Below are 12,516 nucleotides of genomic sequence, written 5' to 3'. Positions count from 1 at the left end.
GAAAGACCCCTGCCATTATCGCGATGCAAATCATCAGGGTTGAGCGACGTGAGAACCTGTCCACCACTCTGCCGGAGACTGGTGCGAGAAAGATCAGCAAAGCAGTGGCATAGGTTGCTGTAAAGGCAAGGACTTTCTCACCGCCAAGAGACTTTGACAGTTCCCAGGGGACGATGGTCAGCGCGATCCCCATGGCAATTGATGCAATAAAATTCGCGAACACTAAAACAGACAGTTTCATCCCGTTTCCCCCTTGCAGTTCAATGGAGCACATTTAGAAAGAAAAAACTATCTTTATTTAATTAGGCAGGTATCACGCCGCTATTATCACTCGAATAACTGTTCTATATTTCTCAAGAGTTGGTGAGTTCGCAGACTGTTCAGCCTCAAGAAACCTATGGAGCATATAGGGCTTTGTCCGTATGCTGGATGTGTTGGATTGAGGATAAATCAAAATGGAACTCTGGATTCCAATCACCATTGCAGCGGCGTTTAGCCAGAACCTGCGGTCGGCACTGCAAAAGCACCTTAAAGGCAAAATTGGAACTACAGGAGCCACGTTTATTCGTTTCGGCTTTGGCTTCCCTATTGCGGTGTTTTACCTTGCTGTGATCCTCAAGCTAACAGGAGAATCCGTTCCCGATGTGGGAACAACATTCTACTGGGCTGCTGCGTTTGGCGGTTTGGCGCAGATAATTGCCACCTTCCTGCTCGTACACTTGTTCTCTTACCGCAATTTTGCTGTCGGTACGGCTTATTCCAAAACTGAGCCAGTTCAGGCGGCACTCTTTGGCTTTATCTTGCTGGGAGAGCAACTGACACCGCTTGGCATGGGCGCGATTGCGCTGGGGATCATCGGGGTGTTGTTCATCAGCTTTGGGAAGCAACGTCCAACAGGGGCTATGGTGCTGTCCACTCTGGTTGGGAAACCAGCATTGATTGGTCTGGCATCGGCAGCGTTCTTTGGGGCATCCGCCGCGTTCTACCGCACAGCTTCGCTTTCCGTTGAGGCTGACTCTTTCTTGCTGCAGGCGGCGTTTACGCTGGTGTGTGTGACAGCGTTTCAGACAGTTGTCATGGGCAGCTGGATGACCGTGACCTGCCCCGCAGAGTTACGCGCAGCAATCCGGAACTGGCGTTTGTCCGGTCTGGTTGGGCTTGCGGGTATTGCCGGGTCCATCGGTTGGTTTACAGCAATGACATTGCAGCAAGTGGCGTATGTGCGTGCACTGGCTCAGATTGAGCTGGTGTTTACGCTGGCAGCATCATGGATGTTCTTCCGCGAGAAGATTACGCCGATTGAGCTGGCAGGCTGCGTGCTTGTTGCCCTTGGCGGTGTGGGCATCGTCATGGCTGCCAGCTAAGAGGCTTTAACTGCCTGTACGACCAACAGCGTTGGTTGGCGTGCCCTTTTGGAAGCTTTCCATGTGAGAGATCAGCTGATCCCAAAGGGTCTGCATGGCTTCTTCTGATGCCCAGGCCACATGCGGGGTTACGATCACGTTCGGGCGCTCCAGAATGCCGAGAAGGGGATTATCTTCCCGCGGTGGTTCTGTGGTGAGCACGTCAAATCCCGCTGCTGCGATCTGGCCGTTGTTGAGCGCCTTCACGAGTGCAGCCTCGTCCACCAGTCCACCGCGAGACGTGTTGATGAGGATTGGCTTTTGATGCATCGCCTCGAACTCAGGCGTGGAGATAATACCGCGTGTTTCTGGAGTTAGCGGCGTGTGCAGGGAGATGACATCACTGGTGGTGATCACTTCCTGCCAAGCAGTGTAACCAGAGCGAACCTCCGTCACGCCCTTACGCTCGGCAAACACAACGTCCATGCCCAGAGCCTCGCCAATGCGTGCGGTGCCCTTGCCCAATGTCCCGGAGCCGATGATGCCTAAGCGGGAGCCCGCGAGATCCTTGATCGGGTGATTAAAGAAGCAAAACTTACCGGACTTCTGCCATTCGCCATTGACCACGTCCTCGCGGTATCCCACCAGCGAACGCCGCAAAGCGAAGATGAGGGCGAAGGCGTGTTCTGGTACTGTGTTCACCGCATAGCCGCGTACGTTGGACACTACGATGCCCTGCTCATCACAAGTTGCGATGTCCACCTTGTCATAACCGGTTGCCGCAATGCAGATCAGCTTCAGGTCCGGCAATTGTTTCAGCACGTCGGCTGAAAGAGGCACCTTGTTGGTGATGCAGATCTGAAACCCGTGCAGCTTCTCCAGCACTTCCTCAGGAGAGGTGTTGTCATATTCCACCCAGTCATGCGGAAAGGTTGGTTTGGAGATGTGGACGCTTGGTCCAATGGTGCTGCGGTCCAGAAAAGCAATCTTCATATGGTTACCCTGAAAATGTTGGAAGCAATGCGTCAAAGATGGAGGATGGTTCGGCGCTCTCATCATCCACGCCATTGCGGGCCTGCCCCCAATCGCTCAAGGCATTGAGAACCGGAATAAGCGAAAGGCCGTCTTTGGTCAGCGAATATTCCACGCGCACGGGCACTTCAGCAAACACCTCACGGCGAACGATGAAGTGTTCTTCCAGTTCTCGAAGAGAACGGGTGAGCATCCTGTCGGAGGCGCCGGGCATCAGTTTCTTCAACTCGGAAAAACGCTTGGAACCGGTTACGAGATGGTAGAGCAGGATCGGTTTCCACTTGCCGCCGATGATTGCTACGGTGGTGGCGACTGCTTCTATTGAGCCGATATGAGCTGCACTGTCACTTGTCATTTTTGCTTACACGCTTGTTCCTATCACTCGTGATGCGGGTAGGACGCACACTTACAGGTGCTATATCAGCTTTTAATCAAAATCAAACGAAGTTTCAGTGAGCTAGAGCTGAATATGCTCAGCCTAACAGTTAGCCTTGCGTAAGGCTTGAGCCCTCTCAAAACGCGCTGGACACGCCTTCAGGTTCCCGCCAATATCCGTAGCTTCGATTTATATGATTTGAGTTGGATGGTCCTTTGGCGAGATACCCGGAAATTTTCGTGCTTCGGCATGGTCAAACAGAATGGAACGTAGCGGGCAGATTTCAAGGGCACCAGAATTCTCCACTCACGGAGAAGGGCAAGGAGCAAGCTCTGCTGCAAAACAAGCTGCTCTCAGGTGTTGAAGCCCTGCCGTCTACTGCGTTCGTCAGCCCTCAACCCCGCACAGTGCACACGGCGCAGTTGGCACTGGGGCCAGAGATTGAGCAGAAGCTGGATGACCGGCTGAAGGAGATCTACTTTGGCGCCTGGGAAGGGCTGACCAAGCAGGAAGTAAAAAGTCTGGTCGGAGATGACTACGAAAGCGGCCTCTGGCATTTTCAGAGCCCGCAGGGTGAAACCTTTGAGGCGATCTCAGGTCTCGTTCAGCACTTTCTGGAGGAGCTGACCGAGCCTGCCGTTGTTGTCACACACGGCATCACCTCCATCATCCTGCGTGGGCTCTATATGGGGCTCAATACACTGGAACTCCTAAAACTCCCCCGCAAACAAGGCTGCATCTATCACCTTTCCAACGGGTCAGAGCAGGTGCTGGAATAAGACCCTGCTTATCAGAGATCGTTAAGCATGGCAGCGAAATCGAAGCTGTCGTGCTTGCTCTTCCAGTTCAGCTCTTGCTTCGCATAACTGGAGTCGTAAACACGGTCGATCGACTTGGGCGATTTCCAGCCTTGTGATTGAAATAGCTTTACAATTGAGGGAGACCTTCGGACAATGACAGCAGGCGCGTCTATCTTCAACTCCTCCGCATCTTCAGGCAGGAAGGGCGTTTGACCGGAGATGATGAAGCGATCAAAATCTTTTCCGTCATCAGTGAGTGTAGCCACGTGCGCTGCGGCAACGTCGCGTTTGTCGATACCTCTGTAGAGCCGATAGGCTGCCATCAGGGCGGGGTCCTCTGGAAAGCATCGTGACATGCGCAGGGCTCTCACCTTGAACGTATCGCTTGCCAGTGGTGCCAAATGGTTTTCGGCTTCTAATTTGGTGCGGTGATAGATCGTGCGTGGCTGTGGTTCTATCTGCTCTGTGATCCAGGCTGCTTTGTCTGTAAGCGTGTTGGCCTGACCGTAAAGAGCTGTGGTGCTGGTGAAAATGAAACGCTGAACACCTTCCGCACGCGCCATACGAGCCAGCGCAACTGTACCCTTTACATTGATCCGGTGAAATTCATCCTCCGAGAACACGCCTACATGTGGCGCATGTAAGGCTGCTGAGTGGACCACCGCGAATGCTCCTTGACAGAGGCGCTGCAGAGTGTCTGCATCAGAAATGTCAGCAATGTGTGTTGTTGTTGATGCAGTGACGCGATCTATGCCGATAACATCGTAAGATGGCTTGAGAGCTAAGACGATCTCGCTGCCAATGCGACCAGAACTTCCTGTAACAATGACCTTCTGCATTTCTGAGGCTCCTGAGACTTACCGCACCATCAAATAAGCGCCGGAGATCAGCAGCATGGCGGCGAGGGCGCGGCTGAGGTCTATGGAGCGAATGGGCAGATTGAAGAGGCCGAAGTGGTCGATGACCATGCCAGCCATTAACTGCCCGACGATGATGAGCAGCACAGCAGAGGTTGCGCCCAGCTTTGGCAGGGTTTGCGTGATGGTGAGGTAGAGGATGAGGCCAAAGACACCGCTGGCCAGCATGTACCACGGAATGGTGCGCCACTCGCTGATCTGCTCACCCTTGCGCGCAAACAGCAGGGCAAGCGAAGCGATCAATCCGCCTGCATGAATGATGACACTGGCGGCAGCTCCGCCAACGCGTTGGCCCATAATACCGCCCATAGGCGCTTGCAGGCCAACGGCGACACCACCGAGCAGACCGATAAAGCAAATCGCGAGTAGTTCTAGCACAGATAGAGATCCGATTCTTATAGAGATTAGAGCAGCTAATCTCCTCTGTATCGGTCTCCACCTGCTCTGCCTATGCAGAAATGCTGATCAAACCCTATAGGTTCGCTAAACTGCCGAAGCGGGTTGCTTGCCTGTTTTCCACCCGGCCCGGCCTTGAAGGCTTGGTCAGGTACCGGATGTTGGACTTCCGGCGTGCCTGAACAGCCTTTATCTTCTTGCTCAGCTGAATGTGGACGATCTCCAACAGCAAACCAAAGGCCATCGCAAAGTAGACATAGCCCTTGTTGATGTGAATCTCGAAGCCCTCAGCCATGAGAAGACCACCGAGCAGAATAAGGAACAGCAAGGCCAGCGCTTTCAGGCCCGGGTGCTTTGTGACGAGCTGGTTGATTGTGCCAGCTGTCAGCACCATGACAACAGCAGATGCCAGAATTGCGGCGACCATGATTGGCAAATCATCCGTCAAACCAACAGCGGTGATCACCGAGTCCATGGAGAACACGGCGTCCATCGCCACGATTTGCAGCAGCACGACCGTCATGCCGTTTGCCAGGTGAGGTGCGTGTTCAGTATCACTCGCCACCAATAGGTGTTTCAACTCCGCCACGCTCTTGGCCAGCAGGAATGCACCGCCGCCAATAAGGATCAGGTCACGACCGCTGATATCAACGGTGCTGACCTGAAACAACGAGTAGGTGAGGGACATCACCCAGCTGATGGAGAACACAAGCCCCACACGGGCAAGCACGGCCAGTCCGATACCAAGGTTTCGGGCAATCGCGCGTTGGTGTGCAGGAAGGCGCTCACACAGAACCGAAATGAACACGACGTTATCAACGCCCAAAATCAGCTCTAGTCCAAACAGGGTAAGAAAGATTAGCCAAACCTGTGGCTCAAGGAGAAGCTCTATCATTGGTAAGGCTCCCTGATCAGAACCTCACCGGTGATCGGTCGACAACCAGAAGCGTCGTCCATTGTTTTTTGTACCTCGACAAAGGAAGATAGCCGTATCCGCTGGCATTGGGGGCTATCACCTTATGCTTCACTTGCCAGCGGCGGGCATTTTGACGGAAATCTATTCACTCATAAATAAGTGTAAATACTTATTTTGCGAGATGTGATGCATGTAAAGGCTTCGTATAAATGGCAGAAATGCCTAAGATTTTTATGGATTCGGGGTGCTATGTCACATTGTGCAACCTGAGGTGAATATGAGTATGATAGATCTATGATTTTGGAATAGATTTTTACGGAGGTAATTATGACTGCTCAGGAAACAAAACTGCTTCTGGTATGCGGAAAGATTGCATCCGGCAAATCCACTCTTCTCACGCATCTGGTGAATGATCATCATGCGGTGCTGATCAGCGAAGATCATTGGAACGCGACGCTCTTTCCCGATGAGTTGAATACGCTGGAGGATTACGTAAAGTATTCTGCCCGCGTGAAAAAGGCGCTTGGCCCGCACATTGTGGGCCTGCTGCAGCATGGTGTTTCTGTTGCGTTGGACTTTCAGGCCAACACGGTGCGGGATCGCAAATGGATGAAGAGCTTGTTCGAGGCTGCTAATGTCGCCCACGAGCTGCATTATCTCTCCGTGCCCGATGAGGTGTGTAAGGAACGCCTTTGGGTCCGTAATGAGGCAGGCGAACATCAGTTTACGGTCAGCGAAGCTCAGTTTGAGCAGTTCACCAAATACTTCCAGGCACCAACCGTTGATGAAGGTTTCAACGTCATCCTGCACGACTTTCAGGCCGCTTGACGAAAAAGGCCCCTCGGCAAAGAGGGGCCAGTTTTGCAAAAGTCGTTTTCTGCAATGAGTTTCTCTCATCGTTTAATGTTGCTGCAGGGCCGACTTTTACGTTTTGCGAATGTTTTTAGGCTGTTGCTTCCAACGCTTGCGGTTGGGTGGCAGGTGCCTTGCCCCAGCGCAGGGATGCTTCTGCAATGCGCTTGCCAAAAGCCTCTGCGGTGCGATGATCCGCGTTTGGTGGCGCGACCTCCGGCCCTTCGTCCACGTTGGCCTGCGCCATCATGCCCTGATAAGCGCCGAGGCGGTTGATGGAATCCGCTGTGCTGGTGCTGGAGTTGTTGCCCGGTGCATCATTCGCACCCACCCAGATCATGCCGTGCTGAGCTGCAAAAACAGACATCTGGATGATCGTGCTCTGCTTATCACCCGCTGGGGAGGCTGAGACAGTAAAACCCGCTGCCAGCTTGTTCTGCCAACCGCGGTGCATCCAGATCTGACCGGTCGCATCCATGAACATCTTAAAAGGACCGCTGACAGACCCCAGATAGGTTGGCGAGCCGAAGATGATTGCATCGGCGTTGTTTAGAACTGTGAAATCGTCATTCAAGCCATTCACGTCAACCAAAACACCATCTGCGTCTTCAACCGTATTGATGCCGTTTACGACAGATTTCGCCAGCGTTTCGGTGTGACCAAAACCAGAGTGGTAGGCAACAGCGACAGAAACTCTCTTATCCTGCATATTTTGTTCCTTTGAAATTGAGAGTGTGCATTCTGCCGATACATGAGGGGCTGGCTTAATGAATACAAATGCATTAATTCAATAAGAACTATGCAGAAAATGAATTATTTAAGTCTTGATGGCCGCGCCCTGATGATGTTGAAGCTGATCCATGAAAGCGGATCAGTGACGCAGGCTGCGCAGATGATGGGCGTAAACCAGTCCACCGTCAGCCATGGATTGGAGCGGGTGCGGGGTCTTTTGGGAGACCCGCTGTTCGTCAAAGCAGGCCGCAACGTGGTGCCGACAAAGCGTATGGATGCTCTGATGCCCATGGTGGAAGAGCTGCTGCAAACGCTGGCGTTGATCGGTGAACCGTCAAAGTTTGATCCGTCCACCGCAACCAACCGCTTTGTGATCGACTGCCGTGATGAAGACCATAACCTGCTGATCCCCTCAGTAATCAAGCGCTTACGGCAGGAGGCTCCTGGTGTAACTCTCCGTTGTCGCCTGTCTCATCGTCACGAGGTCGCGTCACTGGTGGATGGTGAGGCCGACCTGCTGTTCACTCCGTTGCCACCGCCAGACTCGCATGAGTTTGTTGCGCAAACGCTGTTTGATGATGAGTTTGTGGTGTTCTACGATCCTAAAACGCGAGATGCTCCGGACACGCTGGAAAAATATGTCGCCGCACCGCATGCCAACATGCTGGTAACCGCTGATGAAGTGACATTCATTGACCGTGCATTGGCTGAGTTGGGCCACAAACGCCAGACGGTCTATTCTGCCCCCAGCTTCAACGCCCTTGCTGCAACACTGCCAGGCACAGACCTGATTGCCACTATGCCCCGCAAGTTGATCTGTGGTGGCATAAAGTCCGGCCTCGCCTCCTGCAAATGCCCAGCCCCTGTCGTCGACGTTGGCATCAGCGCCATCTGGCACATCCGCAACCGAACCTCTCCCGCCCACAAATGGTTCCGAGATCTCATCCTGTCTCAGGCACAAGCGCTGTTTGGCAGTTAAATTCTCCCACCGTTCTGCTTTTGATCACCAGCATGGCGCCCGTGTTGCAGATGAACTAAAACAGACTTTCTTGGCTGAGAGATAAAGTGATTGATATGACCCTGACAACAATCGGTTTCACCAAAACAACAGCAGAGAACTTCTTTGGCCGCTTACAAAGTGCGGGCGTCAAGAAGGTGATTGATGTGCGCCTCAATAACACTTCTCAGCTGGCCGGTTTTGCCAAGTCCAATGATCTGGCCTTTTTTCTGGAGGCCATTGGCGGCATCGGCTATGAGCACGAGCCATTGCTGGCACCGGATCAGGATATGTTCAAAGCCTTCAAGAAAGAGAAGGGCGACTGGACCATCTTCAAAGACTGCTTCATGGGCCTGCTCTCCCAGCGCAAGGTGGAGAGCAAGTTCAAGGCAGATATGTTCGAGAGCGCCTGCCTCCTCTGCTCCGAACACCTCCCCCACGAATGCCACCGCTCCCTCGTCGCCAACTACCTCAACAGCCGCTGGGGCGGAGCACTGAAGGTGACGCACCTTTGACTTCGAGGAAGCTGATTGGTTTCAGATTTCGTGAGTGCATCAATCATCGCAGAACTGCAGGAATCGATTTCTACCACTTGTAAGTGTTGAGAAATATTTATCCAAAACTCCAAAAATAAAACTTGATTATATTACTCATGTTTTATAGTTAGAGGCCAGCCGCAAGCCAATCTCTCTTTCTATAAACATCGGTAATATAATGAAGTTCTCTCCGAGACCGGAGCAGGCTTGCAGCACCCTAGTGCTTGTCGCCTGCGCTTTTTCACTATCTGTGCAATCTGCTCAAGCTCAATCCAATAAATCGAAAGAAGGCGAAGATACCGACGCGCTGGACCCGATTGTTGTGACCGGGTCTACAGACAACAAGGACACTATTGCGCAGTCCGAAATCACAAGTGACCTGATTGACCGCACTCAGTCCGCGACGATTCCTGGCTTGCTCTCCAGCCTCCCTGGTATTGAGTTGATCGGTAACAGCCGCGTTCTGGGGCAATCCATCAACATGATGGCTTTTGGCGACTCTGAAGATATTGAAATCACCATTGATGGCGCTCAGAAGTCCTTTGAGAAGTACCAGCAGGGATCGGTCTTTATCGACCCAGAACTGCTTAAAGTCATTGATATCACCAAGGGTACTTTTTCCGCCGAAAAGTATGGTGCATTCGGAGGCTCTGTTGAGATGACAACTAAGAGCGCTTCGGACATGTTGCGTGATGGTCAGTCGTATGGCGCATTTGCTAAAGTCGGCTTTGCTTCCAACGGCAATGAGCTCGTCAAATCAGCTGCCACCTATGCCCGCTCGGAGGAGCAAGGCTTTGAAGTGTTGGTTGCCGGAACGCACCGAACCAATGACGACTACTCAGTTGCAGGTAATGACGAAGATCTGACGCTTTCTGCGGGTAGCATGTTGACAGGCCACTTCAAAGCAAGCCTGGAGCGTGAGGACCACTTCTTTGAGTTAAGTGGCATACATTCTTACAGCGATGACTACAAACCATGGGCTGCCAGACGTGGTTTGATAACGGCTTCGCAGTGGTCTTTGAATAAGTATGGCTCTTTGGAAGAATACCTGAAAACTCAGGCTGTTGACCGTGAGATGAAGGATACTTCATTGAGCGGGACTTATGAATATAACCCAGACAGCGATCTTATTGATTTGGCGTTCAAGGCTTCTTACTCCAAGACAGCCCAGCATGACACACGTCGGGTACCCGTCTCTGATCCGGACTATAGCGCAGGCCTTTATGTTGGGGGTGACGACAGCACACTGGACTATTCCATCTACAAACTGGACCTTCAAAACACCTCCGCCTTTAATTGGGGTGACTTTGAAAATACGCTGAAATATGGCGTGCAAATGCGCCACGAAATTCGCGACAGTATGGCTTTTAAGAAGAGTTATGTCGGGCGGCCTGAGTACAATGATGGGCACTTGCAGCCTTATAATATTCCGAGTGGAACGCAGACAATTTGGTCCGCCTGGGGTGAATACACGATTGGCTTTGCTGGATTAGAACTGACGCCGGGGCTGCGTTATGACTACATTCATTCCAAAGGTGAAGCCAACCTTGCACCTAAATATAACAATCCAGAGATGAACCATGATTACGGTACTGTAGAGCGCTTTGGATTCTCTCCAAGCATTAGCGCGGTTTACTCTCTGACACCTAACATCAAACTCTTTGGTGACTATGCTTATAAGCTTCGTGCCCCACTGGTTGATGAGTTCTATGATGTAGGCAGCTCCCGCGCGACGGCAACGCAACTGCAAAATGAGCGTGTTTCTGCCAAACGTATCGGTGTGGCTTCAACTTTCAAGAATGTGCTGATACAGAACGACACGGTCACTGGTCGTATGGCGATCTACCGCAATGATGTCTCCAACAACATCTACCGATTGTTGAGTGAGAACTCGAGAAGCTATGACGCTCCTGCGCCAACATATGGCAATCTTGCTGGCTACTATACGCAGGGCTTTGAAGCCGAGTTGTATTACGACAGTGAGCGGTTCTTCGGCAGCATTGCGTATTCCAGAATGCAGGGTAAGCATGATGGGACACTTAAAGACGTCAATGCAACCACGGACCAGTATGTTTCTGAAGTTGCTCCAACAAAGTTGATCGTCAGCCTGGGTTACAAGGTGCCAGAGGCGGATATCACATTTGGTTGGAAGGGCCGTTTTGTCGATGCTCAGGACCGAGTGCCAGATAACTACACCAGCCTGTATCGTCCGAGCAAAGGCTATGCAGTCCATGATGTGTTTCTCACATGGACCCCCAAGGAGGGACGTTTTGAGGGGTTGGAAGCCCGTGCTTCCATTGAGAACATGTTCAACAAGAACTACCGTCCTTACTTTGCTGATGGAGCTGCGCCTGAGAAGGGTGTTAACTTCAAAAGCTCAGTGAGCTACAAGTTCTAAGCGTTTTGAGAGCGGGGGTGGTGAGCCTCCGCTTTTTTGTTTCACACCCCCACCGTTTCCCCCAACACCACCTCTCTCGTCACCCCAATACTCTCCAAAAACGCGGTATCGTGGCTTACTAGAAGGAGGGCGCCGTTGTAGGTGGTGAGGGCGGATTCGATGGCCTCAATGGCGGTGAGGTCCAGATGGTTGGTGGGTTCGTCCAGGATGAGCAGTTTGGGGGGCTGGGCTGCGCCGAGCACGCAGGCGAGGCCGGTGCGGAGCATCATGCCACCGCTGAGGGTTTTGACCTGCTGAGTGGAAGCATCTCCGCGGAAGAGGAAGCGGGCAAGGATGGCGCGGCAGGTGTTTTCATCCTGCTCCGGGTTCAACACGCGGAAGTTTTCCAGCACCGAAAGATCCGGGTTCAGCAGACTAACGGTCTGGTCCAGCACACGGGCAGATGGGTGCAGCTGGCACGTGCCGGACAGGGGCGGGAGCTTACCCGTCAACGTTTTCAGCAGCGAGGTCTTGCCAGTTCCATTTGCACCTTTGATGGCAATGCGTTCTGGCCCCGTTATCACGAGTGAAAAATCGTGAAGCAAAGGCTGATCTTTCTCATAGCCCACGCTCAGGCCCTCAGCTGTCAGCACCCGCTGGCCGCTGGCAATACCAGAGGAGGCGATACTGATGCTGAGCTGTTCCAGAACCTCGATCTTTTCGCGGGCGGCTTTGGAGTGCTGTTCCGCCTCCTCGCGCAGTCGGGATGCTTGATTAGCGTTCTCCCCAAAGCTGTTTTCAGCCTTGTTGCGCATGGCGTTGAGAAGGATCTTGGGTTGGTCGCGCTTAGCGCGGGCGCGTTGGCCTGCCCCATCCTTGCGAGCCTTGCGCTCGGCAACACTCTGGATTTTGCGGTTCAGGTCGCCAATACGTTTTTCAGCAGATGCCAGATCTTGCTCAGCAGCTGCCAGTTCCTGTGCTTTTTGCGCCTTGTAGAAGCTGTAGTTGCCGCCAAACACGGAGGCTCCCAGTGTTGTCAGTTCTACAATGCAGTCCATTTGCTCCAGCAAGGCACGGTCATGGCTGACGATGATCGCACCCTTGCGCCACTTGGCGAGGAAGGTGCCTAGAGCCTCCCGGCCATCTGCATCCAAATTGTTGGTGGGCTCATCCATGTTGCAACCAAGCAGAAGTGGCGGGTGGGGCGCAATGCAGGAATGTCATTGCTGAGGTAATGAAAGG

14 protein-coding genes are annotated in these 12,516 nt (G+C 52.7%); 6 read left to right on the top strand and 8 right to left on the bottom strand.

Annotation, left to right across the window (positions count from 1 at the left end; all coding sequences use genetic code 11):
- Nucleotides 1–241 (bottom strand): MFS transporter (locus PPL9_RS07295; RefSeq protein WP_152986625.1); only part of this gene is annotated, 241 nt, incomplete at its 3' end.
- 214 nt (nucleotides 242–455) lie between these two features.
- Between PPL9_RS07295 and PPL9_RS07290 the strand changes: the two genes are divergently transcribed.
- The gene (locus PPL9_RS07290; protein ID WP_057462075.1) at nucleotides 456–1,364 is read left to right on the top strand and encodes a DMT family transporter; all 909 of its coding nucleotides are present in this window, start codon (nucleotides 456–458) and stop codon (nucleotides 1,362–1,364) included.
- A 6-nt stretch (nucleotides 1,365–1,370) separates the two neighbouring features.
- Here the strand turns inward: PPL9_RS07290 and PPL9_RS07285 are convergent, their stop codons facing one another.
- Both PPL9_RS07285 and PPL9_RS07280 read right to left on the bottom strand, forming a co-directional pair.
- Nucleotides 1,371–2,336, bottom strand: a complete 966-nt coding sequence (locus PPL9_RS07285; RefSeq protein WP_057462074.1) for a D-2-hydroxyacid dehydrogenase — start codon at nucleotides 2,334–2,336, stop codon at nucleotides 1,371–1,373.
- A 4-nt stretch (nucleotides 2,337–2,340) separates the two neighbouring features.
- Nucleotides 2,341–2,730, bottom strand: coding sequence for a helix-turn-helix domain-containing protein (locus PPL9_RS07280; RefSeq protein WP_057462073.1), 390 nt, complete (start codon nucleotides 2,728–2,730; stop codon nucleotides 2,341–2,343).
- Between the two features lie 236 nt (nucleotides 2,731–2,966).
- Between PPL9_RS07280 and PPL9_RS07275 the strand changes: the two genes are divergently transcribed.
- Nucleotides 2,967–3,530, top strand: a complete 564-nt coding sequence (locus tag PPL9_RS07275) for a histidine phosphatase family protein (protein ID WP_057462072.1) — start codon at nucleotides 2,967–2,969, stop codon at nucleotides 3,528–3,530.
- Nucleotides 3,531–3,541: 11 nt separating this feature from the next.
- Here PPL9_RS07275 and PPL9_RS07270 read toward each other — a convergent pair whose 3' ends face one another.
- From PPL9_RS07270 to PPL9_RS07260, 3 genes are all read right to left on the bottom strand, one after another.
- Nucleotides 3,542–4,390, bottom strand: a complete 849-nt coding sequence (locus PPL9_RS07270) for an NAD(P)-dependent oxidoreductase (RefSeq protein WP_057462071.1) — start codon at nucleotides 4,388–4,390, stop codon at nucleotides 3,542–3,544.
- Between the two features lie 18 nt (nucleotides 4,391–4,408).
- Nucleotides 4,409–4,846: a DMT family transporter gene (locus tag PPL9_RS07265; RefSeq protein WP_082596634.1), complete on the bottom strand. Its 438-nt coding sequence runs from the start codon at nucleotides 4,844–4,846 to the stop codon at nucleotides 4,409–4,411.
- Nucleotides 4,847–4,940: 94 nt separating this feature from the next.
- Nucleotides 4,941–5,759 (bottom strand): TerC family protein, encoded by an 819-nt coding sequence (locus PPL9_RS07260; protein ID WP_057462070.1) that lies wholly within the window; start codon nucleotides 5,757–5,759, stop codon nucleotides 4,941–4,943.
- Nucleotides 5,760–6,107: 348 nt separating this feature from the next.
- Between PPL9_RS07260 and PPL9_RS07255 the strand changes: the two genes are divergently transcribed.
- A complete protein-coding gene (locus PPL9_RS07255; protein WP_057462069.1) occupies nucleotides 6,108–6,608 on the top strand; it encodes an ATP-binding protein in 501 nt (166 codons plus the stop codon).
- A 115-nt stretch (nucleotides 6,609–6,723) separates the two neighbouring features.
- Here the strand turns inward: PPL9_RS07255 and PPL9_RS07250 are convergent, their stop codons facing one another.
- A complete protein-coding gene (locus tag PPL9_RS07250) occupies nucleotides 6,724–7,341 on the bottom strand; it encodes a flavodoxin family protein (protein WP_057462068.1) in 618 nt (205 codons plus the stop codon).
- A 99-nt stretch (nucleotides 7,342–7,440) separates the two neighbouring features.
- Here PPL9_RS07250 and PPL9_RS07245 point away from each other — a divergent pair, with 99 nt between their 5' ends.
- The 3 genes from PPL9_RS07245 to PPL9_RS07235 all read left to right on the top strand — a co-directional run bounded on the left by PPL9_RS07245 (nucleotide 7,441) and on the right by PPL9_RS07235 (nucleotide 11,295).
- Nucleotides 7,441–8,343, top strand: a complete 903-nt coding sequence (locus PPL9_RS07245; protein ID WP_208989230.1) for a LysR family transcriptional regulator — start codon at nucleotides 7,441–7,443, stop codon at nucleotides 8,341–8,343.
- 95 nt (nucleotides 8,344–8,438) lie between these two features.
- Nucleotides 8,439–8,876 (top strand): DUF488 domain-containing protein, encoded by a 438-nt coding sequence (locus PPL9_RS07240; RefSeq protein WP_057462165.1) that lies wholly within the window; start codon nucleotides 8,439–8,441, stop codon nucleotides 8,874–8,876.
- A 199-nt stretch (nucleotides 8,877–9,075) separates the two neighbouring features.
- Nucleotides 9,076–11,295, top strand: a complete 2,220-nt coding sequence (locus PPL9_RS07235) for a TonB-dependent receptor (RefSeq protein ID WP_057462066.1) — start codon at nucleotides 9,076–9,078, stop codon at nucleotides 11,293–11,295.
- 41 nt (nucleotides 11,296–11,336) lie between these two features.
- On the opposite strand, the gene PPL9_RS07230 is transcribed toward PPL9_RS07235, so the two are convergent.
- Nucleotides 11,337–12,449 (bottom strand): ATP-binding cassette domain-containing protein, encoded by a 1,113-nt coding sequence (locus PPL9_RS07230; RefSeq protein WP_208989229.1) that lies wholly within the window; start codon nucleotides 12,447–12,449, stop codon nucleotides 11,337–11,339.
- Nucleotides 12,450–12,516: the final 67 nt, after the last annotated feature.

Source organism: Pseudovibrio sp. POLY-S9, assembly GCF_001431305.1.
GTDB lineage: Bacteria > Pseudomonadota > Alphaproteobacteria > Rhizobiales > Stappiaceae > Pseudovibrio.
This window is presented reverse-complemented; position numbering and strand designations above follow the sequence as displayed.

What these genes read in the sequence shown, in the direction of transcription:
- PPL9_RS07280 (WP_057462073.1), bottom strand. Translation starts at nt 2,730, where the DNA reads ATGACAAGTGACAGTGCAGCTCATATCGGCTCAATAGAAGCAGTCGCC.
- PPL9_RS07250 (WP_057462068.1), bottom strand. Translation starts at nt 7,341, where the DNA reads ATGCAGGATAAGAGAGTTTCTGTCGCTGTTGCCTACCACTCTGGTTTT.
- PPL9_RS07235 (WP_057462066.1), top strand. Translation starts at nt 9,076, where the DNA reads ATGAAGTTCTCTCCGAGACCGGAGCAGGCTTGCAGCACCCTAGTGCTT.
- PPL9_RS07285 (WP_057462074.1), bottom strand. Translation starts at nt 2,336, where the DNA reads ATGAAGATTGCTTTTCTGGACCGCAGCACCATTGGACCAAGCGTCCAC.
- PPL9_RS07270 (WP_057462071.1), bottom strand. Translation starts at nt 4,390, where the DNA reads ATGCAGAAGGTCATTGTTACAGGAAGTTCTGGTCGCATTGGCAGCGAG.
- PPL9_RS07290 (WP_057462075.1), top strand. Translation starts at nt 456, where the DNA reads ATGGAACTCTGGATTCCAATCACCATTGCAGCGGCGTTTAGCCAGAAC.
- PPL9_RS07260 (WP_057462070.1), bottom strand. Translation starts at nt 5,759, where the DNA reads ATGATAGAGCTTCTCCTTGAGCCACAGGTTTGGCTAATCTTTCTTACC.
- PPL9_RS07240 (WP_057462165.1), top strand. Translation starts at nt 8,439, where the DNA reads ATGACCCTGACAACAATCGGTTTCACCAAAACAACAGCAGAGAACTTC.
- PPL9_RS07255 (WP_057462069.1), top strand. Translation starts at nt 6,108, where the DNA reads ATGACTGCTCAGGAAACAAAACTGCTTCTGGTATGCGGAAAGATTGCA.
- PPL9_RS07245 (WP_208989230.1), top strand. Translation starts at nt 7,441, where the DNA reads ATGAATTATTTAAGTCTTGATGGCCGCGCCCTGATGATGTTGAAGCTG.
- PPL9_RS07230 (WP_208989229.1), bottom strand. Translation starts at nt 12,449, where the DNA reads ATGGATGAGCCCACCAACAATTTGGATGCAGATGGCCGGGAGGCTCTA.